General features: G+C 72.4%; 21 protein-coding genes. 9 read left to right on the top strand and 12 right to left on the bottom strand.

Annotated elements, in window-relative coordinates; genetic code table 11:
* Positions 1–96 precede the first annotated feature (96 nt).
* Positions 97–966 carry a DUF4397 domain-containing protein gene (locus KBX34_RS30635; RefSeq protein WP_210928463.1) on the top strand — a complete coding sequence of 290 codons (870 nt, stop codon included), beginning with the start codon at positions 97–99 and terminating at the stop codon, positions 964–966.
* Positions 963–1,607 carry a class F sortase gene (locus tag KBX34_RS30630; RefSeq protein ID WP_307871532.1) on the top strand — a complete coding sequence of 215 codons (645 nt, stop codon included), beginning with the start codon at positions 963–965 and terminating at the stop codon, positions 1,605–1,607. The genes KBX34_RS30635 and KBX34_RS30630 overlap by 4 nt, the downstream gene beginning before the upstream one ends.
* A 117-nt stretch (positions 1,608–1,724) precedes the next feature.
* Here the strand turns inward: KBX34_RS30630 and KBX34_RS30625 are convergent, their stop codons facing one another.
* The 5 genes from KBX34_RS30625 to KBX34_RS30605 form a co-directional block, all read right to left on the bottom strand.
* On the bottom strand, positions 1,725–2,075 hold the full coding sequence (locus KBX34_RS30625) for a DUF2203 domain-containing protein (protein WP_088949422.1): 351 nt from the start codon (positions 2,073–2,075) through the stop codon (positions 1,725–1,727).
* 46 nt (positions 2,076–2,121) lie between these two features.
* A complete protein-coding gene (gene proC, locus KBX34_RS30620; RefSeq protein WP_210794935.1) occupies positions 2,122–2,940 on the bottom strand; it encodes a pyrroline-5-carboxylate reductase in 819 nt (272 codons plus the stop codon).
* A gap of 113 nt (positions 2,941–3,053) precedes the next feature.
* Entirely contained in the window at positions 3,054–4,082 is a 1,029-nt protein-coding gene (locus KBX34_RS30615) for a 6-phosphofructokinase (protein ID WP_088949424.1), read from the bottom strand.
* A gap of 158 nt (positions 4,083–4,240) precedes the next feature.
* Positions 4,241–4,744, bottom strand: coding sequence for a pyridoxamine 5'-phosphate oxidase family protein (locus KBX34_RS30610; protein ID WP_099856089.1), 504 nt, complete (start codon positions 4,742–4,744; stop codon positions 4,241–4,243).
* Positions 4,745–4,822: 78 nt separating this feature from the next.
* Positions 4,823–5,320 carry a polyadenylate-specific 3'-exoribonuclease AS gene (locus KBX34_RS30605; protein WP_088949426.1) on the bottom strand — a complete coding sequence of 166 codons (498 nt, stop codon included), beginning with the start codon at positions 5,318–5,320 and terminating at the stop codon, positions 4,823–4,825.
* Positions 5,321–5,605: 285 nt separating this feature from the next.
* On the opposite strand from KBX34_RS30605, the gene KBX34_RS30600 reads away from it, so the two are divergent.
* Complete coding sequence (locus tag KBX34_RS30600; RefSeq protein ID WP_007463121.1) at positions 5,606–6,298, top strand: Crp/Fnr family transcriptional regulator; 693 nt, start codon at positions 5,606–5,608, stop codon at positions 6,296–6,298.
* Between the two features lie 72 nt (positions 6,299–6,370).
* Here KBX34_RS30600 and KBX34_RS30595 read toward each other — a convergent pair whose 3' ends face one another.
* Positions 6,371–6,568, bottom strand: coding sequence for a hypothetical protein (locus tag KBX34_RS30595; protein ID WP_088949427.1), 198 nt, complete (start codon positions 6,566–6,568; stop codon positions 6,371–6,373).
* 163 nt (positions 6,569–6,731) lie between these two features.
* Here KBX34_RS30595 and KBX34_RS30590 point away from each other — a divergent pair, with 163 nt between their 5' ends.
* The 3 genes from KBX34_RS30590 (at position 6,732) to KBX34_RS30580 (ending at position 13,031) form a co-directional block, all read left to right on the top strand.
* On the top strand, positions 6,732–10,256 hold the full coding sequence (locus KBX34_RS30590) for an adenylate/guanylate cyclase domain-containing protein (RefSeq protein ID WP_210928466.1): 3,525 nt from the start codon (positions 6,732–6,734) through the stop codon (positions 10,254–10,256).
* Between the two features lie 262 nt (positions 10,257–10,518).
* Complete coding sequence (locus KBX34_RS30585; protein WP_099856094.1) at positions 10,519–11,373, top strand: hypothetical protein; 855 nt, start codon at positions 10,519–10,521, stop codon at positions 11,371–11,373.
* Positions 11,374–11,531: 158 nt separating this feature from the next.
* Entirely contained in the window at positions 11,532–13,031 is a 1,500-nt protein-coding gene (locus tag KBX34_RS30580; protein WP_247668307.1) for a trehalose-6-phosphate synthase, read from the top strand.
* Positions 13,032–13,062: 31 nt separating this feature from the next.
* Here the strand turns inward: KBX34_RS30580 and KBX34_RS30575 are convergent, their stop codons facing one another.
* The 6 genes from KBX34_RS30575 to KBX34_RS30550 all read right to left on the bottom strand — a co-directional run bounded on the left by KBX34_RS30575 (position 13,063) and on the right by KBX34_RS30550 (position 18,354).
* On the bottom strand, positions 13,063–13,860 hold the full coding sequence (locus KBX34_RS30575) for an alpha/beta hydrolase (RefSeq protein ID WP_210928465.1): 798 nt from the start codon (positions 13,858–13,860) through the stop codon (positions 13,063–13,065).
* 48 nt (positions 13,861–13,908) lie between these two features.
* On the bottom strand, positions 13,909–15,315 hold the full coding sequence (locus KBX34_RS30570; RefSeq protein WP_210794938.1) for an NAD(P)/FAD-dependent oxidoreductase: 1,407 nt from the start codon (positions 15,313–15,315) through the stop codon (positions 13,909–13,911).
* A 116-nt stretch (positions 15,316–15,431) separates the two neighbouring features.
* A complete protein-coding gene (locus tag KBX34_RS30565) occupies positions 15,432–16,124 on the bottom strand; it encodes an endonuclease/exonuclease/phosphatase family protein (protein WP_210928462.1) in 693 nt (230 codons plus the stop codon).
* A gap of 12 nt (positions 16,125–16,136) precedes the next feature.
* Positions 16,137–17,084, bottom strand: a complete 948-nt coding sequence (locus tag KBX34_RS30560) for an ROK family glucokinase (RefSeq protein ID WP_210928460.1) — start codon at positions 17,082–17,084, stop codon at positions 16,137–16,139.
* A gap of 78 nt (positions 17,085–17,162) precedes the next feature.
* Entirely contained in the window at positions 17,163–17,867 is a 705-nt protein-coding gene (locus KBX34_RS30555; protein ID WP_210928455.1) for a hypothetical protein, read from the bottom strand.
* Between the two features lie 31 nt (positions 17,868–17,898).
* A complete protein-coding gene (locus KBX34_RS30550) occupies positions 17,899–18,354 on the bottom strand; it encodes an SRPBCC family protein (RefSeq protein WP_088949435.1) in 456 nt (151 codons plus the stop codon).
* 188 nt (positions 18,355–18,542) lie between these two features.
* On the opposite strand from KBX34_RS30550, the gene KBX34_RS30545 reads away from it, so the two are divergent.
* From KBX34_RS30545 to KBX34_RS30535, 3 genes are read left to right on the top strand one after another with little or no spacing between them, the layout of a single operon-like run.
* Positions 18,543–20,357, top strand: coding sequence for a long-chain fatty acid--CoA ligase (locus KBX34_RS30545; RefSeq protein WP_210794945.1), 1,815 nt, complete (start codon positions 18,543–18,545; stop codon positions 20,355–20,357).
* Between the two features lie 14 nt (positions 20,358–20,371).
* Positions 20,372–22,066 (top strand): GAF domain-containing sensor histidine kinase, encoded by a 1,695-nt coding sequence (locus KBX34_RS30540; RefSeq protein WP_210928453.1) that lies wholly within the window; start codon positions 20,372–20,374, stop codon positions 22,064–22,066.
* Positions 22,067–22,073: 7 nt separating this feature from the next.
* On the top strand, positions 22,074–22,742 hold the full coding sequence (locus KBX34_RS30535; protein WP_007072219.1) for a response regulator transcription factor: 669 nt from the start codon (positions 22,074–22,076) through the stop codon (positions 22,740–22,742).
* Positions 22,743–22,898 lie beyond the last annotated feature (156 nt).

The raw sequence follows: 22,898 nt of genomic DNA, 5'->3' as shown, positions 1-22,898 counted from the left end.
GAGAAACATCTCGTCGCAACTTGCGTTGCAGTCCCGCGCACGGGACCCTGTTCTCTGGGTTGCCGCCCGCTCACCGAAAGTGCTTCCGGAGGCGACATGTACACGCTCCGTACCCTTCCCCGCCGGCTGTTGGCCGGCTCCGGCGCGCTCCTGATCACCACCGCTCTCGCTGCCACCGGCGTCCCGGTTCCGGCCGGTGCCGCGACCGGCGCGGGCATCGTCGGCTACGTCCGGCTGGCCCACCTCTCCCCCGACACCCCGGCCGTCGACGTCTACCTGGCCGCGCCGGACTCCACGAAACCCCGGGTCTTCCCCGGGGTCGGCTACGGCGTGGTCTCCGACTACCTGGAACTCGCACCCGGGCGGTACGCGGTGGCGATGCGCGAGGCGGGCGCCCCCGCCAGCGATCCCCCGGTGCTCACCACCGAGGTCGCGGTGGCCAGCGGCGACGCGTACACGGTGGCCGGTGTCGGCCGACACGCGGACCTGGGGCTGCGGGTGCTCAACGACGACCTCAGCGCCCCCACGCAGGGCCGCGCCAAGGTGCGCGTCGTGCAGGCTTCCGTGCGTACCCCGGTGCTGGACGTGGCCGCCGCCGACGGCCCGATGATCGCCGACGGTGTGCAGTTCGCGACCACGACCGCATACCAGCAGGTCGACCCGGGCAGTTGGCGGCTGCGGCTGACGGGTGCCGGTGGGCCGAGCACCGACGCCGAGGTGCGGCTCGTGGGCGGGGCGGTCTACTCACTGCTGGTGCTCGACGCGAAGCAGGGCGGGCTGACCGCCGAGCTGCGCCGCGACGCCGAGGGCGGCACCGTCGTTCCCGCCGGCGGGGTGGACACCGGCGCTGGCGGCACCGCCAGGACCGGCCTCGGGGCGTACCCCCTGGTGGCCGGCGGGTTGGTCGCGGCGGCCGTCGCGGTGGTCCTGCTGATGTGGCGCCGGCGGCGGCGCACCACCTGGTGACCACCGGGCCCGACCCGTCGATCCGGCGGCACCGCGACCGCCGGGTGCCGCTGGTCGGGCTGGTCGCGGCCGGCGCGGCGGTCTGCCTGGCCGCCGGCACCGGGGTCGGGCTGGCCACCACCGGCCCGGCGCCCCCGGCCGCGACCTGGCACCCCGGCTGCACCGACGACTGCCCGTCGGTGGCCGCCGCGCCCACGGCACAGGGTCCACCCACGCGGGTACGCATACCGCGCATCGGCGTCGACTCCACGCTCACGGTGCTGGGCCTCGACCGCAGCGGTGCACTGGTCCCGCCAACCGACTTCGACACCGCCGGCTGGTACGGCGGCGGCCCGGCCCCCGGCGACACCGGCCCCGCCGTGCTCGCCGGCCACCTGGACTCGCGGCGTGGCCCGGCGGTCTTCGCCCGGCTCGACGAACTGCGGCCCGGCGACCGGGTCGACGTGTGGCGCGGCGGGCAACGGCTGTCGTTCCGGGTGACCGGGTCGATCCGTGCGCGCAAGGACCAGTTCCCGACCGCCGCGGTCTACGGGCCGACGCCCGGCGCGGAGCTGCGGCTGGTCACCTGCGGAGGTGACTTCGACCGGCGCAGCAGGCACTACCGGGACAACATCGTGGTTTTCGCGGTGACCGAAGCTTGATCGACTCGGGTTCAAGGAAATCGGGGTGTCCACCCCACCCGGACACCCCGGCTTTCAGGACCCCGAGTCGATCAAGCGCGAGGCGGGGCGGGACGGGGCGGGGCTGGTGGGGGGGGGTCAGAGGGGGCGGCGGCCGGCGAAGCCGCACTCGGCCCGGTGGTACCAACGCACGTCGGAGTCGCCCTCCAGCCAGCACCAGAGCACGGCGCGGCCGGCTCGCTCGCCGGGGAAGTCGAGCAGCACCGGAGCGATGCCCTTGACCTGGATGTCGTGCTGGTGCAGCTCGTCGACGACGGCGTGCAGCCGGGCCTCCAGCCCCTTGACCTCGGCCAGCCCGCCGAGCGCGCTGACGCCGTGGTCGGCCAGGTCGGCGCGCAGCTCGGCCAGGTCGGCCCGGACCCGGATCAACTCGTTGACGCGCGGCTGGAGGGTGGCCACCAGGTGCCGGGCCTGGGCAAGTGTGAACACCGCGCCAGTATGCGGCACGCTCGGCTCCCGGACGGGCCCGGAATGCTCAGTCGGCCTGTGCCGCCAGCTCGCGGGCACGATCGCGGGCAGCTTCCAGTGCGGCGAGCATCGCGGCGCGTACGCCGTGCTTCTCCAACTCGCGGATCGCGGAGATGGTGGTGCCGGCCGGTGAGGTGACCGCCTCGCGCAGCTTGACCGGGTGCTCGCCCGAGTCGCGCAGCATCACCGCGGAACCGATCGCGGTCTGCACGATCAGCTCGTGGGCGACCTGCCGGGGCAGGCCGAGCAGGATGCCGGCGTCGATCATGGCCTCGACCAGCAGGTAGAAGTAGGCCGGGCCGGAGCCGGAGAGCGCGGTGACCGCGTCCTGCTGCGACTCGGGCACCCGGATCGTCTGGCCCAAGGGCTTGAACATCTCCTCGGCCAACGCCAGGTGCGCCCCGGTGGCGTGCGCGCCGGCCGAGATCGCGGTCATCGCCTCGTCGACCAGGGCCGGGGTGTTGGTCATCACCCGGACCACGGGGGTGCCGTCGGGCAGCCGGCGGTTGAAGAAGCTGGTGGGCAGGCCGGCGCAGAGCGAGATGAGGAGCTTGTCGGCCGGCACCTTGGGGCCGATCTCGTCGAGCAGCGCGGCGGCGTCCTGTGGCTTCACCGAGACCGCGAGCACCGCTGCCTCGTCCACCGCCGTGAGGTTGTCGACGACCCGTACGCCGTAGCGGGCGGTCAGCTCCTCGGCGCGGGCCGGTCTGCGGGCGGTTGCCAGCAGCCGGTCCACCGGCCATCCCGAGCGCAGCAGCCCGGAGAGCATCAGCTCACCGATCTTGCCCGCGCCGATCACCGCGACCGTGTGCACCCCGGCTGACATCTCGGCCGTACCCCTCTCGCGTCGGGCGCGGCACGGCGGACCCGCAGGTCTGCCGTGCCGCATCGGGTCGCGGCACGGCGGACCCGCAGGCCCGCCGCGCCGCCTACCGTCGATCAGCTGCCGAAGAACACCTCAGCCTCGGCGTACCGCTCCAGCGGCACGGTCTTCAGCTCGCGGGTGGCCTCCGCGAGGGGCACCCGGACGATGTCGGTGCTCTGCATCGCGACCATCTTGCCCCAGTCGCCGTCGTTGACGGCGTCGATGGCCTGCAGGCCCAGGCGGGTGGCGAGCACCCGGTCGAAGGCGGTCGGGGTGCCACCGCGCTGGATGTGGCCCAGCACCACGGTGCGGGCCTCCTTGCCGGTCTTGGCCTCCAGCTGCTCGGCGAGCCACTGGCCGATGCCGCCGAGGCGGACGTGACCGAACGAGTCCAGTTCCTGGTTGGCGAGGACCATCTGGCCGTCCAGCGGCTGTGCGCCCTCGGCGACCACCACGATGGGGGCGTACTGGTGCTGGAAGCGCTTCTCGACGTAGCCGGCCACCTGCTCCACGTCGAACTGCCGCTCGGGCAGCAGGATCACGTTGGCGCCGCCGGCCAGACCGGCGTGCAGGGCGATCCAGCCGGCGTGCCGGCCCATCACCTCGACGACCAGGGTGCGGTGGTGGCTCTCCGCGGTGGTGTGCAGGCGGTCGATGGCCTCCATCGCGATGTTGACCGCGGTGTCGAAGCCGAAGGTGTAGTCGGTGGCGCCGAGGTCGTTGTCGATCGTCTTCGGCACGCCGACCACGTGCACGCCCAGCTCGTAGAGCTTGGTGGCCACGCCGAGGGTGTCCTCGCCGCCGATCGCGATGAGCGCGTCCACGCCCTGGGCGGCGAGGTTGTCCTTGATCCGCTCGACGCCGTTCTCGATCTTGAACGGGTTGGTCCGGGACGAGCCGAGGATGGTGCCGCCGCGGGGCAGGATGCCGCGGACGTCAGCGATGTCCAGGGGGCGGGACAGACCCTCCAGGGGGCCCTTCCAGCCGTCCCGGAAGCCCACGAACTCGTGACCGTACGTGGCGACACCCTTGCGGACCACCGCCCGGATGACCGCGTTGAGACCTGGGCAGTCGCCGCCGCCGGTGAGCACGCCGATACGCATGATCCGTCATCCTCCTGGAGCATCAGGTAAAGCCCGATATGCCCCAGGGTATGTGTCAGGTCAGACCATCGGCGCCGTTGCCGGCCCGGGGCGGGCCGTCACTGCGAACTGTAGTCGGCGTGCCGGTGCGACGACAGCGCGCCCCGGGGCGACGCGGCTCAGAAGGTCACCTCGTGGTTCTCCCCGGCGTTCGGCGGCTGACCGGTGACCGCCGCCTTCGCGTAGCCGAAGAGATTGACCACGGTGCTGCTCGGCGAGTCCCAGTACTCGGCCGAGCTGGCGTGCACCTTGATCAACGTGAGACCGGGGGTCTCCAGCCCGTCGGGAAACCACGCCTTGAGCAGCGGGTTCCACAGCTGCTCGGCCCGGGCCCGGTCGAACCCCTCGGTGGCGGTCCCGGAGATCGACACCCAGGCGTTGTGCTTCTGGTCGGAGAAGGCGACGTTGACCTCCGGGTTCACCCGGATCTGACGGATCTTGGCCGAGTCGGCGTCGGCGAAGAACCAGAGGTCGCCGTCGAACTCGGCCTCCTGGAGCCCCATCGGCCGGCTCACCTGTCGCCCGTCCAGGGCGATCGTGGTGAGCATGCAGATCCGTGCGGCCCGGGCCAGCTCGGTGACCCGGGCGCGGGCCTCGACGGCGTTGGTCGGCTCGTTGCTCATGGCACTCTCCTCCGCTTCGATTCGTCGAACCGATGCCCGGGACAGAACCGGTCAAACCTACGACGGTACGACCGGCGTTCAGCGGGTCGTCATCGCCCGCCAGCGGGCCAGATTGTGCCGGGCGTCGACCAGAGCGTCATGCCGGGCCGCGTCCGCCTCGGGCAGGGCCGGACGGCCACGGTCGTCCCAGAGCTGCCGCAGCTCCTTGGTGTAGCGGGGGATCTCCCGGGGCAGCGCCGGCATCGCACCCCAGAGCTGCGCGAGCACCACATGGTCGTACGCGGCGAACCAGGCCCACAGCTCCAACTGCTCGCCCGGCCGGTCCCGAATCGGTTCGACCAGGAAGTCGTACAGGTCGTCGCGGATGCGCTCGCGCGACCGCCAGGCCCGGTCCGCCGGGGAGGGCAGCTTGTCCAGCACGTTGCGCCGGACCCAGGGCACGGCGCGGGAGTCGTCGAACTCGGTGGAGACCGCGTAGAACTCGCGGCCGTACTCGTCGACGACACCGATCGAGACGAGGTCGACGGTGGTGCCGTCCTCGATGAACTCGCAGTCGTAGAAGTAGCGGTAGACCATTCCGGCCATCCTCGCCCACCGCCGCGGGGCCGCGTCCGGCGGGGGTCCGCCCCGGCGCTGGCGGTCACGCGGGCGCCGAGGCCGGACCGGCAGCTCCAAAACGGGTACGCCGCAGCTCGCGACAGTCACGGAAGTGCTTCGAGGGGTGTACAGCAAGCGACCGGACCGTCATGATCTGATGTGTACCGCTACCGGACGCCGAATCGGTGTCAGTTCACCTTGTCAGGGCCATCAGGTTCACCCGGTGAGCGAGTTTGTGGTCCATGACCGGGGAGGGGTTGGGCCGTGGAGATGCGCCTGCCGGAGCCGGGTGACGCGCTCACGGGTGTCGAGATGTTCGCCGGTTTGGAGCCTGAGGTACGGCAGCGTGTCATCGCCGCCGCCGTCCCACGCACCTACCGCAAAGGCCAACTGCTCTTCGTGGAGAACGACCCCGGCGAATCACTGATCGTGCTGCGCCGCGGCGCGGTAGCCGTCTTTCGGACCGCGCCCACCGGCGAGCGGGCCGTGTTGTCGGTCATCCGACCACCGGACGTGCTCGGCGAGGTTTCCCTGCTCGACGCGTCCACCCGGTCCGCCTCGGCGGAGGCCATTGAGGACTGCGCCGCGCTGGCGCTCTCCCGGGGCGCGTTCATGGAGCTGGTGCACTCCAACCCTCGCATCCTCGACGCGGTGATGCGCTCGCTCGGCGGGCTGATCCGCCGGCTCACCGAGCAGAACGCCGACCACGTCTTCCTCGACCTGCCCGGTCGGGTGGCCAAGACGCTGGTCCGGTTGGCCGGCGAGAGCCAGGCACCGATGATCACGATCGAGCTCAACCAGAGCCAGCTGGCCGAGATGGCCGGCGGTTCCCGGCAGAGCGTCAACCAGGCGATCGGCTCGTTCGCCAGCCGCGGCTGGCTGCGTACGGAGGGCCGCCGGATCGTGGTGACCGATGTGGCCGCGTTGCGCCGCCGCGCCGGCATGAACGACCGCTGACACCTCACGAGCAGCACGAAACGGCCGGGTCACCCGTGGGAGACCCGGCCGTTCGGCGTCATCGGCGTGGGGTCACACCCCGGAGCTGCCCGGCCCGGCCCACTTGTCCGGGCCCTTGCCGTCGCCACCGGGGCCGTGGGACTGCTCGCTGACGATCCCCTCGGCCTGCAGCGTGGCGAGCGTGGCGGCGTCGACGTCCACCGAGTCACCTGCGGAGTGGCTGACGCCGTTGCCATCGGTCCAGTCGCTTTCCAGCTTGACGTACACCATTGACCTGTCCCCCTCTGGTCCCTGATCGATATTGGCCGCCTGAATCTAGTCGGTCAGCACCCTCGGTGACTGTCCACAAGCCAACAGGCTGGTACCTGACAGCGGCCGACGGGGGCGATAATCCCGGTCAGGGGACGCGCCATCGGCGTCGACCCGTTGACCTCTGGGGGATGTCATCGCCACGCAGTGTGGACGCTGTGGACGCACGGCCGCCGACGGGGACCGCTTCTGCGGCGGCTGCGGTGCCGAGCTGGGCGCGGTGTGCCCGCACTGCCTGCGCCCCCTCGCCTCGGACGTCACGTTCTGCACGTCCTGCGGGTCGCCCCGACCGGGCGCGGACCGACCGGCCGTGGTCACCCCGCAGGAGGACCGCCGCCGGGTGAGCGTGCTCTTCGTGGACCTGATCGACTTCACGCCGTACGTCGAGCGCGCCGACCCGGAGCAGGTCCGTGGGATGCAGACCGGGTTCTTCTCCGCCGCCCGCCGGGTGGTCGGTCAGTACGGCGGGGTGGTGGAGAAGTACATCGGAGACGCGGTGATGGCGCTCTTCGGTGCCCCGATCGCCACCGAGACCGACGCGCTGCGCTGCGTGCGGGCCGGTCTGGAGCTGCAACGGGTGCTCACCCGGTTCGCGCCGACCGGCAGCACCGAGTTGCGGTTCCGGGTCGGGGTGGCCACCGGCGAGGCGCTTGTCGACGTCGCCGCCGCGCGCGACGGCGGGCAGGCCATCGTGGCCGGCGACGTGGTCAACACCGCCTCCCGGATGCAGTCGGTCGCGCCACCCGGAGGGGTGCTGGTCTGCGGCACCACCCACGCGCTCACCAAGGACGCGATCCGCTACGAGGAGCAGCCCCCGGTCACCCTGCGCGGGCGGTCGTCACCGACCGAGGTGTGGCTGGCCCTCTCCCCGCTGCGTCGCCAACCCACCGACCGGGAGCCGGACACCACACCGCTGGTCGACCGGGAACACGAGCTGGGGATGCTCGTCAACGCCCTGCACCGGTCGCTGCGCGACCGGCGACCGCAGGTGGTCACCATCTTCGGCCGGGCCGGCATCGGCAAGAGTCGCCTGCTGCGGGAGCTCTACCGGCACACCGGCCGGCTGGTCGACGAGCCGCTGACCTGGCGCACCGGGCGCTGCCCGCCGTTTGGGGAGAACGTCACCTTCGCGGCACTCGCCGACATCGTGAAGTCCGAGGCCGGCATCCTCGACACCGACCCGGCGGCCAGCGCCGCGCAGCGGTTGGCCGCCGCCGTGGGCGAGCTGATCGGCCCGGGCGAACGGGACCGGGTGGTGGACGCGCTGCGCCCGCTGGTCGGGCTGCCCGGCACGCCGCTGCCGGCCGAGGAGGCGGAGTCGGCGTGGCGTCGCTTCCTGCTGGCGCTGGCCACCCGGCGTCCCACAGTGCTGGTCTTCGAGGACCTGCACTGGGCCGACGACGCGATGCTGCGTTTCGTGGAGCTGCTCGGGGCCGCGGCCCGCGACGTGCCGCTGCTGCTGCTCTGCACCGCCCGCCCGGAGCTGGTCGACAGGGACCCGAGCTGGGCCGGGACGATCACCGGCTCGGTGACCATCACCCTGCCGCCACTGCGCGACACCGGCATCGCCGCCCTGTACGCGCACCTGTTCGGCCAGGCGGCCTTCTCCGCCGACATGCTGACCCCGCTGATCGAGGTGGCCGGCGGCAACCCGCTCTACGCGCACGAGTACGTCCGGATGCTGATCGAACAGGGGGCGCTGCGTCAGTCGGGACGGGGGTGGTCGCTGGACAAGCAGCTTGAGCTGACCATGCCGGAGAGCGTGCACGCGGTGATCGCCAACCGGGTGGACCTGCTGGACGCCAACGACCGCGCGGTGCTGCTGGCCGCATCGGTGGTCGGGGTGCAGTTCTGGCCCGGCGCGGTCGCCGCCGCGCTCGGGCAACAGGTCGAGTCCGTCGAGCGTTCGCTGCGCCGACTCGAACAGCGCGACTTCGTGCACGAGCAGGCCGCGTCGACGATGGCCGGGCAGGCGGAGTTCCGGTTCCGCCACGTGCTGGTCCGCGACGTCTGCTACCAACGGTTGCCGCGCACCGAGCGGGTGGCCCGGCACGAGCGGGCCGCCGACTGGCTCGACGCACTGTCGCACTCCCGCGACACGGACCTGGCCGAGGTGCTCGCCCACCACCGCTGGGCGGCGCACGAGATCGCCCGCTCGCTGGGCATGCAGGTGCGGCGCTACGCCGGCCCGGCGCGGCAGGCGCTGCACCGGGCGGCCCGACGGGCGTACGCGCTGCACGGGTTGGACGCGGCGGCCAGCCACGCGGGCCGGGCACTCGGCCTGGCCGACGACAGCGACCCGGTGGGCCGACTCCAGTTGGAGCTGCTGAGCACGGAGATCTCGTTCTACCGGGACGGCAACGCGTTCCTCTCCGGCGGCGGCGCGGAGCAGGTGCACACGCTCGCCGACCGGCTGCTGTCGCACGGCGACAACGCCTGTGCCGCCCGGGCGTGGACGCTGCTCGGCCAGGCCGCTTGGCTGCGGGCCGACCGCAGCGACGCGTTGGCCTGCCTGGACCGCGCGGTGCAGTTGTTCGAGCCACTACCGGACACCCCGCAGAAGGCGGACGCGTACGCCGAGGTGGGCCGGCTGCACATGCTCAACTACGAGCGGGACCCGGCCGTCGCGGCGGCGGACACGGCGGCGGAGATCGCCGAGCGGTTGGGCCTGACCGAGACCCGCACCAACGCCCGGATCACCGCGGCCACCGCCCGCTACCAGTCCGGGGACCGGGTCGGGCTGGACGAGCTGCACGCGATCGTCGAGTTCGCCCGCGCCGGTCAACTGCTGGCGCTGCCCCGGGCCACCCAGAACCTCGCCTGGGCGATCCGGGAGGAGGGCGACTGGCTGCGGTCCGACGCCCTGCTCTCGGCCGCGCCGGCGCGGACCGCCAGCGGTCAGACCCTGACGACCAGCTATTCGGCGGAGGCGATGCGCGCCTGGTTCGACGGCGACTTCGGCCGGCTCCTCGCGGCGGCGGAGGCATTCGTGGACACGCCCACCGGGAGTTGGGACATGCAGGTGCGCGGGTTGCGCTGCTGTCTGCTGGTGCTGCGCGACGACGAGGATCCGAACGACCTGACCGATGCGTTGGACACCGCGCGGCGCAGCGGGTTCCACCGGCTGCTCTGGACGATGCTGAGCATGGCCGCGTTGTGTCGGGCGTTGCAGGGGCGCGACGACGAGGCGGCGGAGCTGATCGAGGAGCTGGACGGGTGCTGGTCGGCGGTGCCGGCCCTGGCCAGCGGCGAGTGGATCGCCGCTGCCGCGTACGCCGCAGCCCTGAGCGGTCGGGACGCGGCGGTGCGGGTCCGCACGATGCTGGGCCGGGTCGGGCACCGCACGCCCTGGTCGGAGGCGGCCCTGCGGACCGTGACGGCGGCCCTGGCCGCGGCGGACGGTGACCACCGACGCTCCGCCGAGCTGCACCTGGCCGCCGCCGAGACCTACGGGCGGATCCCCGACGTCAGCGACCGGGTGTTGGCGCTCGCGCTCGCGGCGGCGGAGCTGACCCGCGCCGGCGATCCGGCGGGCGCACGGACGATCCGCGCGGAGGTACGCACCTTCGCGTTGCGTAACGACGCCCCCGGCCTGCTCGCCCTGGCCGGTCGGCCGATCAGCCCGACCGGGCCGGCGGTGGCGTGCTGAGCCACGGACAGAGGATCAGTACGTCACCGTCGACCACCGCACGCACCACCCGAATCGCCATCAGAACAGATCGCACTTGTCGCGCAAGAACGGACAAAGGATCCCTGCCGTGACCTGCGGCAGCAGCCGTGACTTTGGAAGACGCGACACAACGCACTCCCGGAACCATGCCCTGACGTGTCACGATTCAGAGCACGGCGTGCGGACGGGCGTCGAGGGGCAGAGTGGCCGCGCCGGAAGGCGCGTTAAGGGGGATGTCCGGGTGTCAGCGGGTGGGGCCCGCCGGGGACGGCGGGACAACGGGCTCGACGCGAACGAGTACGCCGTCGTCGGCGACGTCGATCCGCGCGTCGGTGAGCACCTGCTCGACGTGCTGGCCGCTGGCGGGATCGCCGCCTACCTGCAGCCCTCCGCCGACCTCAACCCGGTCACCCGCACGACCACCGTTCCGGCCCGGCCGGTCGACCGGCTCTACGTCGACCGTTCGCACCTGACCACCGCGCGGGACTACCTGACCCAGCTCGCTGACGAGACCACTCCGGAGCAGCCGCCAGCCCGCGACGAACCGGACATCGACGCCGAGTGGGCGCGCATCGTCGCCGGCTTCCACACCACCCCGACGACCGACGAGCACCCGTGGCCGGCCTCGGAGAACGTGGACGAACGGGACGCCCGCGACGAATCGGCAGCCGGCCCGCTGGCCCGCTCCGGAGCCGACGAACCGGGTCCGACCGCCACCGACGTGCGCCGCCTGCCGTCCGCGACCGACATCTCGGGGATCTCGGTGGGGCGCGGCACCCGGCCGGACGAGCCGTCACTTCTGGACGGGCTGGACACCTTCGGCGCCGACCTGCCCGACGACGAGGACGACGACGAGGGTTACCACCCGCCCCCGCCGCCGCCGCTCCCCCGGTTCAGCAAGTACGCGGTGATCGGCGTGCTCGGGGTGGTCGTCGGGTTCATGCTCTTCCTCTTCCCCTGGCTGCTTCCGATCGACAAGTCGGCGGTCACCCTGTTCGGGTTCACCGGCATCCTGGCCGGTTTCGTCACGCTGATCTGGCGGCTGCGCCCCGGCGACGAGGACGAGGACGACCCGGACAACGGCGCCGTCGTCTGACCTCCGGCCCGCATACCGGGACAGCACCGGCCCGCCGACGCCGTAACAGTGGTGTAACTTACTGTCAGTAGGAATACCGCTGTACGTCACTTCCCCCGCTGACTGACCGGTTTTCCCTTGCTCGCGGCGGTCAGTCTCTGCTGATCGGAATGCCCGAGATGCGACAGAGTTCCCTCGTGGTGGTGGCCAACCGCCTCCCCATCGACGACAGTCAGGCCCCCGACGGGGCCTGCGAGTGGCGACGCAGTCCCGGTGGGCTGGTCAGCGCGCTGCACCCACTTCTGCGGCACACCCCGGCGACCTGGGTCGGCTGGGCCGGCGGCACCGGCCCGGCCCCCGCGCTGCCGGACGTGGACGGCGTCCGGATGCACACCGTCGCGCTCACCCCGGAGGACCTGCGCGACCACTACGAAGGGTTCGCCAACGCCACCCTCTGGCCGCTCTACCACGACGCCGTGGAGCAGCCACAGCATCACCGTCGCTGGTGGGAGGCTTACCAGCGGGTCAACCAGCGCTTCGCCGAGGCGACCGCCGAGGTGGCGGAGCCGGGCGGGGTGGTCTGGGTGCAGGATTACCACCTGCAGCTGGTCCCCGGCATGCTCCGCGCGCTCCGCCCCGACCTGCGCATCGGGTTCTTCCTGCACGTGCCGTTCCCACCGCCGGAGCTGTTCATGCAGCTGCCCCGCCGAGCCGAGTTGCTGCGCGGCATGCTCGGCGCCGACCTGGTCGGCTTTCAGCGCGTGCAGGCGGCGCACAACTTCGCCCAGCTCGTGACCAGGGTGCTGGAGTTGCCGGCCACCGACCGCCGGATCGGCATCGACGACCGGGTCGTCCGCATCGGCGCGTTCCCGGTCTCCATCGACACCGCCGAGATGGGTGCGCTCGCCGCCCGCCCCGACGTGGCCGCCCGGGCCCGCCGGCTCCGGCAGGATCTCGGCGACCCACGGCAGGTCATCCTCAGCGTGGACCGGATGGACTACACCAAGGGCATCGAGCAGCGCCTCAAGGCATACAGCGAACTGCTCGCCACCGGCGACGTCAAGGTCCGCGACACGGTGCTGGTGCAGGTCGCGATGCCGAGCCGGGAACGCGTCGGCCAATACCAGATCCTGCGTGAGCGCATCGAGCGCGAGGTGGGCCGGATCAACGGCGAGTTCGGCCGGGTCGGCGAGCCGGCGATCCACTACCTCACCCAGCCCTTCGACCGGGCCGAGCTGGCCGCGCTCTACCGGGTCGCCGACGTGATGGCGGTGACCCCGCTGCGCGACGGGATGAACCTGGTCGCCAAGGAGTACGTGGCCGCCCGCGTGGACGACACCGGCGCCCTGCTGCTCAGCGAGTTCGCCGGCACCGCCGCGGAGCTGTCCCAGGCGTACCTGGTCAACCCGCACGACCTGGAAGGGCTCAAGCAGGGCCTCCGCGCGGCGCTGCGGGCCAGCCCGGCCGACGTCACCCAACGGATGCGGGCCATGCGCGCCCACCTGCACGAGCACGACATCCGGGCGTGGGCCCGCTCCTACCTCCGGGCCCTGGACGAGGGCGGCGCCCTGGTCGGTCGCCTGTCCAGCACCGACACCAACCCCGACGGCGTGGCTCTGGTGCCGCGACCCGCCACCGCCCCGACCGCCAGCCCGGCCACCCACCAGGCCGGCGGCTGACCGACGGGGCCGCAGCGGCGCGCCCGAGGGCTCAGTGTGCCGCCGCGGGCTCCTTCTCCAGCCAGTCCAGGATCGCGTCGATCGGCTCCGCCCACCGCGCGTCCAGCATCAGGTCGTGGCCCATCCCGGGGAAGAGCAGCGGGGCCGAACCGTACCGGCGGGCCACCCGGGTCAACGTCGACGCCGGCACCACCCGGTCGTCCGGGCTGCCCAGCACCAGCACCGGAGGCGAGCCCACGGCCGGCTCGGCCTCCGGCTCGCCCAGCAGCGCCCACTGCGCCCGGCGGCCCGCCCGACCGAGACGTCCGACGTGCCGTCGGGCCTCCTCGTCGGGCAACTCACGGCTGAACAACTGAGCGCGGTTGAGCCGCAGCGGTCCGCCGAACACCGCCGGCAGCGTGCCCGCCGGGTTCCGGCGCAGCGCCGCACCCAGCACTCCCCAACCGCCGAAGACGGGTGCCACCAGCACCGCGCCCCGCGCCGGGTAGCGGGCCAACGCGTGCGCCACCACCAAGGCCCCGGCGCCGTGCCCCACCAGCACCGCCTGCCGCGGCAGGCTCGCAGCCACCTGGACCACATCATGGGCGTACGCCCGCAGCGTCGCGTCCGGCGCCGGCTCGCTGCCACCGTGCCCCCGCAGGCTCATCGCGTACGCCGGGAAGCCCCGCGACGCGGCGTGACCCAACCAGTGCTCGGCGAACGCCCACGCGCCGTGCCCGAACCCGGGTACGAAGAGCAGCGGCTGCCGCCCCTGCTCCAGCTCGGGAAGGGCGCTGAGCACCTCCCGCCGCGCCGGCCGGACCGGACGCGACCACTCCCGGCCTCGCATGATCCGCAGCTCAGTCACTGGTCTGCCTTTCGTCCGCGACCGGGGATCTCACTTGGCCTCCAGGTCGTGCAGGGCGCGCTGGATGGCGCGCAGGTAGTCGGCGTGACCGACCTCGAACCAGTGCCGGCTGCTCTCCTTGACCTGCCCGGAGTAGCGCTCACCGGCACGGTCACGCACCCGAGACGCGAACGCGGCGGCCCGCTCCGGCCGGTCCCGTCGAGCCCGCAGCAGGCGGGCGAAGAGCACCGTCTGCCAGTGCGACAGGGTGAACAACCCGGAGTCCGGCTGCAACAGGCCGGCCACCGCCAGCGTCGGGTGCCCCGGGGTGAACGCGTTGAGCCACAGCGTGGGCCGACCCGCGCCGGCGCTGTCACCGAACACCGAGGCGTCGAGGAACTCGAAGCGCGGCAGATAGCCGGTGGCGAAGATGACCACCTCGGGGTCGATCTGGCGGCCGTCGGCCAGCTCCACCCCGTACGGGTGGAACCGGGCGATGTCCGGCACCGGGCCGATCGCGCCGTGGCCCACGTAGTAGACGAGCTGGCTGTTCGCGATGGGGTGCGTCTCGTACACCCGGTGGTCGGGTTTGGGCAGGCCGAAGCGGGTCAGGTCGCCGACGGTCAGGCGCAGCGTCCAGTGGTAGAGCCACTGCCGCACCCGCAGCGGCACGCGCAGCGCCAGCAGGGTGTCGTTCACCTGGTCGGCGGGGCGGCCGAGCACGTACTTCGGCGCGTACCAGTAGCCGCGCCGGGTGGAGTGCCAGCAGCGCGACGCCTGCTGGGCGGCCTCGACGGCGATGTCGCAGCCGGTGTTGCCGGCGCCGACCACCAGCACCCGCTTGCCGCGCAGCTGCGCCGGGTCCTTGTAGGACGAGGCGTGCATGATCTCGCCGCGGAACTCCTCCAGCCCTTCGTAGCGGGGCAGCTTCGGCGACCAGTTGTGACCGTTGGCGATCACCACGGCGGCGTACCGGGAGGTGCGCTCCGGGCCGTACCCGCCGGTGGAGCGGGTGGTGACGTCCCACCGGTCCCCCTCGGCGGGCTCGACCCGGATCACCTCGGTGCCGAACCAGATGTGCGAGCGCAGGTCGAAGTGGTCGGCGTAGCGCTCGAAGTACGACAGCAGCTGACTGTGGTGCGGGTAGTCCGGCCAGGAGTCCGGCATCGGGAAGTCGGGGAACTGGGTGAACGGCTTCGACGACAGCAGGTGGGTGCTGGCGTACACCGGGCTGCGGTCGTGTCGCCAGTTCCAGGCGCCGCCGACGCCGGTCTCCCGCTCGTAGCAGTCGACGCCGAAGTCGTGCTCGCGCAGGTTCTTGATGGCCGTCAGGCCGCTGGCCCCGGCCCCGATGACGCAGACCGTGTCGCCCCGGTCGGAGACCGGGCGACCGTCGCTGCTCAGCGCGGACGGGATCGCTTCGGGGTCGGGCCGGCCGTGGTCGGTGGAGGTGGACACCGAAACATCTCCTTTTGGTACGGCAGGCGTGCCGGTCGCCGCGAAATCCTCTCCACAACGGAGCCGGATGTCCAGCCCTGACGCGGAAGCATCGACTGTCGAACCGGCGTCGGGAGTCAGTCGGCGTCGGGCAGCAGCAGGTCGACCAGGACCGGGAAGTGGTCGCTGGCCCGGCGGGTCTGCGGGGTGTCCACCACGTCGTAGTCGACCACGGTGATCCGCGGGTCGACGAAGAGGGCGTCGATGCGTCGGCGCGGCTCGGCGCAGGAGTAGGTGAGCCGGTCCGCCCGGTCGGCTGCCACCGCGGCGTCGGTCAACCCGCGCGACACGGTCGCCCACGCCGGCCCGTCCGGGCCCTCGTTGAGGTCCGCCCCGGCCAGCACCGGGCTGGTCGCCTCGTCCAGCCCACGCTTGAACTCGGCGGCCTGGGCCGGACGCTCACCCGGGTCGGTGGACAGGTGCGAGCCGGCGAGGGTGAACCGGGCGTCGCCGACCCGGCATTCGGCGTACGCGGCGCCGCGCAGGTGCCGGCCGGGGGTCAGCGGGAAGCGCTGGCACCGGGTGGCCCGCACCTGGACCCGCAGACTGGTCAACAGCAGGTTGCCCAGCGCAGGCAGGCCGCCGGCGGCCACCACCAGGCCGAACGACTCGGCCAGCGTGGCGGACTTCTGCCGCCACCGGAACCGGCGCGGCCCCTCCTGCACGATCACCACGTCCGGCCGCGCGGCCCGGACCACGGCCGCCAGCGCGGCGGTGTCGTCGCGCTGGCTGTGGATGTTGTACGACACGACCCGCAGCGGTACGCCCATCGGTGGACCGCCTCAGATCCGGCGGGCCAGGTCGGCGGCACCGATGACGCCGGCGCTGTTGCCCAGCTCCGCCGGGAGCACCTCGGCCACCGGCAGGCGACCACGCTGGGCGAGCGCGTCGAGGTACGAACGGCGGGTCGGGCCGAGCAGCAGGTCACCGGCGTCGATCACACCGCCGCCCACCACCAGGGTCTGCGGGTCGAGGATCTGCGCCATGTCGGCGAGGCTGGTGCCCAGCCACCGGCCGATCTGGGCGAACGCCTCGGCGGAGATCAGGTCACCGCCCTGCGCGGCGGCGGTCACCATCGGGCCGGTGATCGCCTCGGCCTCGCCACCGGCCAGGTCGAGCAGCGCGGTGGCCCGGTTGGGCTCCTGACGGGCGCCGGCCCGGGCGAAGCGTACGAGGGCGCTGCCGCTGGCGTACTGCTCGATGCAGCCCAGCCGGCCGCAGCCGCACTGGTGCCCGTCCGGAACGGCCAGCATGTGGCCCAGCTCCGCGGCGATGCCGTGCGCGCCGCGCATCAGCTCGCCGCCGAGGACGATGCCGCCGCCGACGCCGGTGCCGATGGTGAACATGATCATGGAGTCGTCGGCGTCGCGGGCAGCGCCGTACCGGAACTCGGCCCAGGCGGCCACGTTTCCGTCGTTCTCCACGATCACCGGAAGACCGATGGCCTTGCTGACGTACTCACGCAACGGTTCGTCGCGCCAGGCCAGGTTGGGGGCGAAGAGCACTGTCGAGCGGCTGGCGTCGATCCAGCCGGCCGCGCCGATGCCCACGGCCTCGATCGTCCGCCCGGCTGCCAGCTCACCGACCAGCTCGATGATGACGTCGCGGGTCTTGCCGACGTCATCGGCGGGAGTGTCCCGTCGGGCCTGCACGAGGACCGTGCCGGTGTCGTCCACGACACCGCCGGCCACCTTCGTGCCACCGACGTCGACTCCGATGGTCAGCGTCACCGCTGCCGCCCCCCTCTGCTGTGCCCGTCCGGCCCGTGTCCCGGCGGCATGCCGGTCCGGGTCGGAAATGTCCCGCGCTCAGGCGCCGTCGCCCGATGCTTCCGCGTCGGTGTCGTCGGGCACCCGCGAGGCGGGCACCACGGGACGGGTGGTCGGTGCCGGTACGGTCGCCGACCCGGCCTCGTCGACGGGTGGTGCGGCGGCCGGGGCGAGTGGGTCCGCCGTCCGGGTGGCGACCGACCAGACATCCCGCTCCGGCGCCGGCTGAGAATCATGCCCGGTGCGGGTGGCATCGCGCCACACGTGGTTGTCACCGGCCGCGGCGGGCGGCTCGTCCGGGGCCGGCTGCGGGAGCACATCGTCGGTGCTCGCGGCCGGTGCCGGCGCGGTCCGGGCGGGTTGCTCGAATGGTGGCTCGGAGGGGCTCGTCGGGGGCGGCTCCGCCGGGGAGAACGCGCGGAGCAGGCTGGCGACGCCCGCCGCCAGGTCTCCGGCGCCGGTCGCGAGACGTTCGGCGAATTCCGGACTCGGGTCACGCAACGCGGCGATGCCCCGACAGACCGGGCAGACGCAGCATTCGGCCGATCCGGTGGCGAAAGCACCTCCAGGGCCGGGACGCCCGTCCGGGCCGGCACTGTGACCGAGGACACCGGCCAGCACCCCGCCCAACGAGCCGAACGCGCCACCCGCCGAGCCTGCGGAGGCCAGTCGCGCCCCCGCCAGCACTGTGGCGACCAGCCGCTCCGCCTCTTCCCGGGCCGAACCCGGATCCGTTCCGCCCACCCTCGGCTCCTCTACCGTGCCACCGGACACGTCATTGCGCCGCACCGGTTGCTTCTACCCGGCGCTTGAGCTGCTTCAACGCGGTGTCCATGATCATTTTCTCGGCTTTGCGACGAAACATCCCGAGCATTCCCACCGACAGGTCGACCTCCAGCGTGTAGGTCACCGTGGTGCTGCCGTCCGGGTTGCCCACCAGGTCGTACGACCCGCGCTGGCTCTTCTGCATCTTCGAGGGCGCGACGAGGTGCCACTCGATGCGGGACAGGTCCTCGGCGTACTCGTAGGCGAGCACGTACTCGTCGGCCATCACCCCGGCGTCGATGGTGAAGCGCACCTGGCTGGCGTAGCCGTCCTCGTACTCCTCGACGACCTCGGCGCGGCGCAACGCGTCGGTCCACTCCGGGTAGCGCCCGAAGTCGCAGATGACCGCCGCCACCCGGTCCGGTGCGGCGCCGATGATGATCGACTGGGTGGAGGAGTCCGCCATGGGGCGAGGCTACCCGGCGGGTACCGCAGGTGTGCCGCGCCGCCCCCGTCGGCACGTCCCGAGGCCCGCAGGCGGCCGGAACAGCCCCGGGCGTTGGCGGTGTGCCGGTCCTCACCAGGTAGGTTTCGACACAGCCGACACCCACGGGTGACGGCTGGCCCGACCAGTGCGAGCACGAAGGAGTGCAGGTGCGCGAGTTCTCCGTCCCGCCGATCGTCACCGTTGGCGACGCGGCCAACCTCACCGATCCGGTCTGGGACAACGCCGAGGTCGCGCCCGACGCCGTCCAGTTCGCCCGCCCCACCGCGAGCGCCGACGGCGCCGTCACCGCCTGGACCGAGGTGACCTGCCTCCAGTTCCGGGACGAGGTGGCCGCCGTCGCCCGCGGGCTCATCGCCGCCGGCATCGAGCCCGGTGTCCGGGTCGGCCTGATGAGCCGCACCCGCTACGAGTGGACGCTGCTCGACTACGCCATCTGGACCGTCGGCGCGGTCACCGTGCCGATCTACGAGACCTCCAGCGCCGAGCAGGCCGCGTGGATCCTCGAGGATTCCAACGCGACCGCCGTGGTGGTGGAGACCGAGGCGCACGCCGCCCTGGTCGCCGGCGTCCGGCACCGGCTGCCCGAACTGAACCACGTCTGGCAGATCGACCGGGGCGGGGTCGACGAGCTGGTCACCAGCGGTGCCAGCGTCGAACTGGCCGAGGTCGAGCGGCGGCGCAAGGCCGTCCACGCCGGCGACCTCGCCACGATCATCTACACCAGCGGCACCACCGGCCGGCCCAAGGGTTGTGTGCTCACCCACCGCAACATGTACGCCGACATCGCCAACGCGGTGCCGGTGTTGCCGAACCTGTTCAACCCCGGCGCGAGCACCCTGCTCTTCCTGCCGCTGGCGCACGCCTTCGCCCGGCTGATCCAGATCGGCGTCGTGCAGGCCAGGGTCACCATGGGTCACTGCGCCGACACCAAGAACCTGGTCGCCGAGCTGCAGGGGTTCAAGCCGACCTTCGTGCTCTCCGTACCCCGGGTGTTCGAGAAGGTCTACAACGCGGCCAAGCAGAAGGCCGAATCGGACGGCAAGGGGCGAATCTTCGCCCGAGCCGAGCAGGTCGCCATCGCGTACAGCGAGGCTCTGGAGACCCCGGGCGGACCTGGCCTGGCGCTGCGCGCTCAGCACGTGGTCTTCGACCGGCTGGTCTACCGCAAGCTGCGCGCCGCGCTCGGCGGCCGGTGCCGCGATGCCATCTCCGGCGGCGCACCGCTCGGCGCCCGACTCGGTCACTTCTTCCGGGGCATCGGCGTGACGATCCTGGAGGGCTACGGCCTGACCGAGACCTCACCCGCCGCCGCATCGAACCTGCCGGACGGCACCCGGATCGGCACCGTCGGCCGCCCGTTCCCCGGCGTGACCGTACGGATCGAGGACGACGGCGAGATCCTGATCTCCGGTGAGTTGATCTTCCAGGGCTACTGGGGCAACGAGACGGCGACCGCCGAGGCGATCAGCGCCGACGGGTGGTTCCGCACCGGCGACCTGGGTCACCTCGACACCGACGGTTACCTCACCATCACCGGCCGCAAGAAGGAGCTGATCGTCACCGCCGGCGGCAAGAACGTCGCCCCGGCGGTGCTGGAGGACCTGGTCCGGGCCCACCCGTTGATCAGCCAGTGCGTCGTGGTCGGTGACAGCAAGCCGTTCATCGCGGCACTGGTCACCGTCGACGAGGAGGCGCTGCCGGCCTGGCTGCAGAGCGCCGGGATGCCCGCCGACACCACCGTCGAGCAGCTGCGCGAGCACGAGGGCCTACGTCAGGAAATCCAGACCGCGATCGACACGGCGAACCAGGCCGTCTCCAAGGCCGAGGCGATCAAGGTGTTCCGGGTCCTGCCCCGCGATTTCACCGAGGCGACCGGCGAACTGACCCCGTCGCTCAAGGTCAAACGCCAGGTTGTCCACAAGACGTACGCGGCGGAGATCGCCGATATCTACCGAGGCTGACTACCATCCGTCACGTGCCCGCATCCACAGCAACCGCACCGCACCCGCATCCCCTCGCCGCGGCCGCCCGCCTGGTGATGCTGGCGCTGATCGCCGTCCTGACCCTTTTCGCCACCCGTGACGTCGGCCAGCTGTGGTGGATCGCGTTGCTGGCGGTGGCCGGGCTGCCGTCCCTGCTGGCCCCGCAACACCGGCTGATCGCGCCGGTGAGCCGGGTGGCGGAGGTGGTGGTGCTGGGCCTCGCCGCGAGTCACGTGGCGGCGGTCGCGTCGATCGGCGGCACCGTCGACGGCCTCGGCGCCTCAGCGGTGCTGCCCTACCTGGCGGTCCCGGTGACCGTCACCGCGCTGCGCAGGCGCTTCTCCGAGGGCACCGCCCTGCTCGCGATCACCGCCGCCACCCTGCTGGTCAGCGGCGCGCTGACCCAGGTCGACGGAGGACCCCAGCTCGGCCAGCTCGGATACCTCGCGGTCTGCGCGCAGTGGCTCATCCTGGCGGCGCTGGGGCTCTACGCCGCCGGCACCCTGCACCGGGTGATGGCCGTCCGCAACGAGGGCAAACCCCAGCCGTACGCCGAGGCCACACGACTGCTCACCCAGCTGCGGACGGTCGCCCGGCAGCTGCCCGGGGCCACCCTGGATCCGGGTGGCATCTCCGAGCACCTGCTGGAGGAGTTGCGCACGGTGGCCCAGGCCGACCGGGGCGCGGTGCTGTCGGCCAGTGGCGGCGGCCGGCTCGTGGTGCTCGCCCAGGCCGGCGTCGACCGGGTGGACTGGGAGACGACACTCGACGCGGACTCGGCCATCGCCGACGCCTGGGCCAGCCAGCAGGCCACGACGGCCGCGCGCTCGCAGTCCCGCTCGCACCGGGGCGGCGACGTGTCCGCGCTGATCGTTCCGCTGGTCGCCGGGGTACGCACGGTGGGGCTGGTGGTCCTGGAGGCGGACGCCGCGCACGCGTACCCGCCGCCGGTGGTGTCCCGGGTGACCGCGCTGACCCGCCCGGCCGCGCTGCGGCTGGAGGCGGCGCTGCTCTTCGACGAGGTGCGTTCGCTCGCCACCAACGAGGAGCGGCAGCGGCTGGCCCGGGAGATCCACGACGGGGTGGCGCAGGAGCTGGTGATGGTCGGCTACGGCATCGACAACGCCCTGGCCACCGTCTTCGACGACGCCGACGAGACCGCCGAGGCCCTGCGTACGCTGCGCGCCGAGGTGACCCGGGTGATCCAGGAGCTGCGGCTGAGCCTCTTCGAGCTGCGCAGCGAGGTGGACCGGCAGGGCGGGCTGGCCGCGGCGATCGCCGAGTACGCGCGCACCGTCGGCGCGTCCGGCGGGTTGCGGGTGCACCTCTCGCTGGACGAGTCCACCGCGCGGCTGCCGGCCGCCACCGAGGCCGAGTTGCTGCGCATCGCCCAGGAGGCGGTGACCAACGCCCGCAAGCACGCCGGAGCCTCGAATCTGTGGGTCACGTGTGAGGTCGACCCGCCGTATGCACAAATAGAAGTGTCGGATGACGGTCAGGGGATGGCTGACCAGCGCCCCGACGGACGGTACGGTCTTGCGATCATGGCCGAGAGGGCGGAACGTATCCGGGGCCGGTTGGAGATCAGGCCGCGGCAACCCAGCGGCACGACCGTGGCGGTGGTTCTCGGCACCTCGGCCCGGCGAGACAACGTGCGCGACAGCGCAGCACCATCAGAAGGGGAGTAACCCGAGGATGACCACAAGTCCGACACCGGCCACCCGCACCAAGGTCCTCCTTGTTGACGATCATGACCTGATTCGCAAGGGCCTGCGGCACGCTTTCGAGCGCGACCGCCAGTTCGAGGTCGTCGGTGAGGCGGCCACGGCGGCGGAGGGCGTACGCCAGGCCGGCGCCCTGCAGCCGGACGTGGTGATCATGGATCTGCGGCTGCCCGACGGCAGCGGCCTGGAGGCCACCCGCGCGCTTCGCAAGTCCAGCGCGTCGATGGGCATCGTGGTGCTGACCATGTACGCCGGCGACGATCAGCTCTTCGGCGCCTTGGAGGCCGGGGCGAGCGCCTTCGTGCCGAAGACCGCCCCGGCCGACGAGGTGGTGGCCGCCGCACGGCACGCCGCCTCCTCCCCCAGCGCGTTCACCGCCGCCGACCTGGCTGAGGCCATGAAGCGTCGGCTCGCCCCGTCCGGCCCGCAGTTGTCACCGCGGGAGGGGCAGGTGCTGCGGCTGCTCGCCGACGGAATGAGCGTGGCGGGCATCGCGAAGCAGCTGTTCGTCAGCGAGTCCACGGCCAAGACGCACATTTCCAAGCTCTACGAGAAGCTCGGCGCGGCCAACCGGGCTCAGGCCCTGATGACCGCACTCCGGCTCGGCCTGCTCGAGGCACCGGACGCTCCCAAGTTCTGACCTGTCCCCGCTCGTCGAGCGGGACGTCGCGACCGACGTCGGCGGGCAACCTCCGGCGCGCTATGGTCTGGCGTGCGTGGCGGGTGCACAATACCCGCGCGGGCGACGACGCTCGCGTTGCGGATTCGAGGGGTTGACGCATGCAGCGGCCGGACT

The organism is Micromonospora sp. M61 (assembly GCF_018070245.1).
In the GTDB taxonomy this organism is placed as follows: domain Bacteria; phylum Actinomycetota; class Actinomycetes; order Mycobacteriales; family Micromonosporaceae; genus Micromonospora; species Micromonospora zamorensis.
This window is presented reverse-complemented; position numbering and strand designations above follow the sequence as displayed.

Coding starts and splice junctions, on each gene's coding strand:
- proC (WP_210794935.1), bottom strand. CDS start 2,940: ATGTCAGCCGGGGTGCACACGGTCGCGGTGATCGGCGCGGGCAAGATC.
- KBX34_RS30565 (WP_210928462.1), bottom strand. CDS start 16,124: ATGGGCGTACCGCTGCGGGTCGTGTCGTACAACATCCACAGCCAGCGC.
- KBX34_RS30580 (WP_247668307.1), top strand. CDS start 11,532: ATGCGACAGAGTTCCCTCGTGGTGGTGGCCAACCGCCTCCCCATCGAC.
- KBX34_RS30605 (WP_088949426.1), bottom strand. CDS start 5,320: ATGGTCTACCGCTACTTCTACGACTGCGAGTTCATCGAGGACGGCACC.
- KBX34_RS30595 (WP_088949427.1), bottom strand. CDS start 6,568: ATGGTGTACGTCAAGCTGGAAAGCGACTGGACCGATGGCAACGGCGTC.
- KBX34_RS30535 (WP_007072219.1), top strand. CDS start 22,074: ATGACCACAAGTCCGACACCGGCCACCCGCACCAAGGTCCTCCTTGTT.
- KBX34_RS30635 (WP_210928463.1), top strand. CDS start 97: ATGTACACGCTCCGTACCCTTCCCCGCCGGCTGTTGGCCGGCTCCGGC.
- KBX34_RS30610 (WP_099856089.1), bottom strand. CDS start 4,744: ATGAGCAACGAGCCGACCAACGCCGTCGAGGCCCGCGCCCGGGTCACC.
- KBX34_RS30550 (WP_088949435.1), bottom strand. CDS start 18,354: ATGGCGGACTCCTCCACCCAGTCGATCATCATCGGCGCCGCACCGGAC.
- KBX34_RS30615 (WP_088949424.1), bottom strand. CDS start 4,082: ATGCGTATCGGCGTGCTCACCGGCGGCGGCGACTGCCCAGGTCTCAAC.
- KBX34_RS30575 (WP_210928465.1), bottom strand. CDS start 13,860: ATGCGAGGCCGGGAGTGGTCGCGTCCGGTCCGGCCGGCGCGGCGGGAG.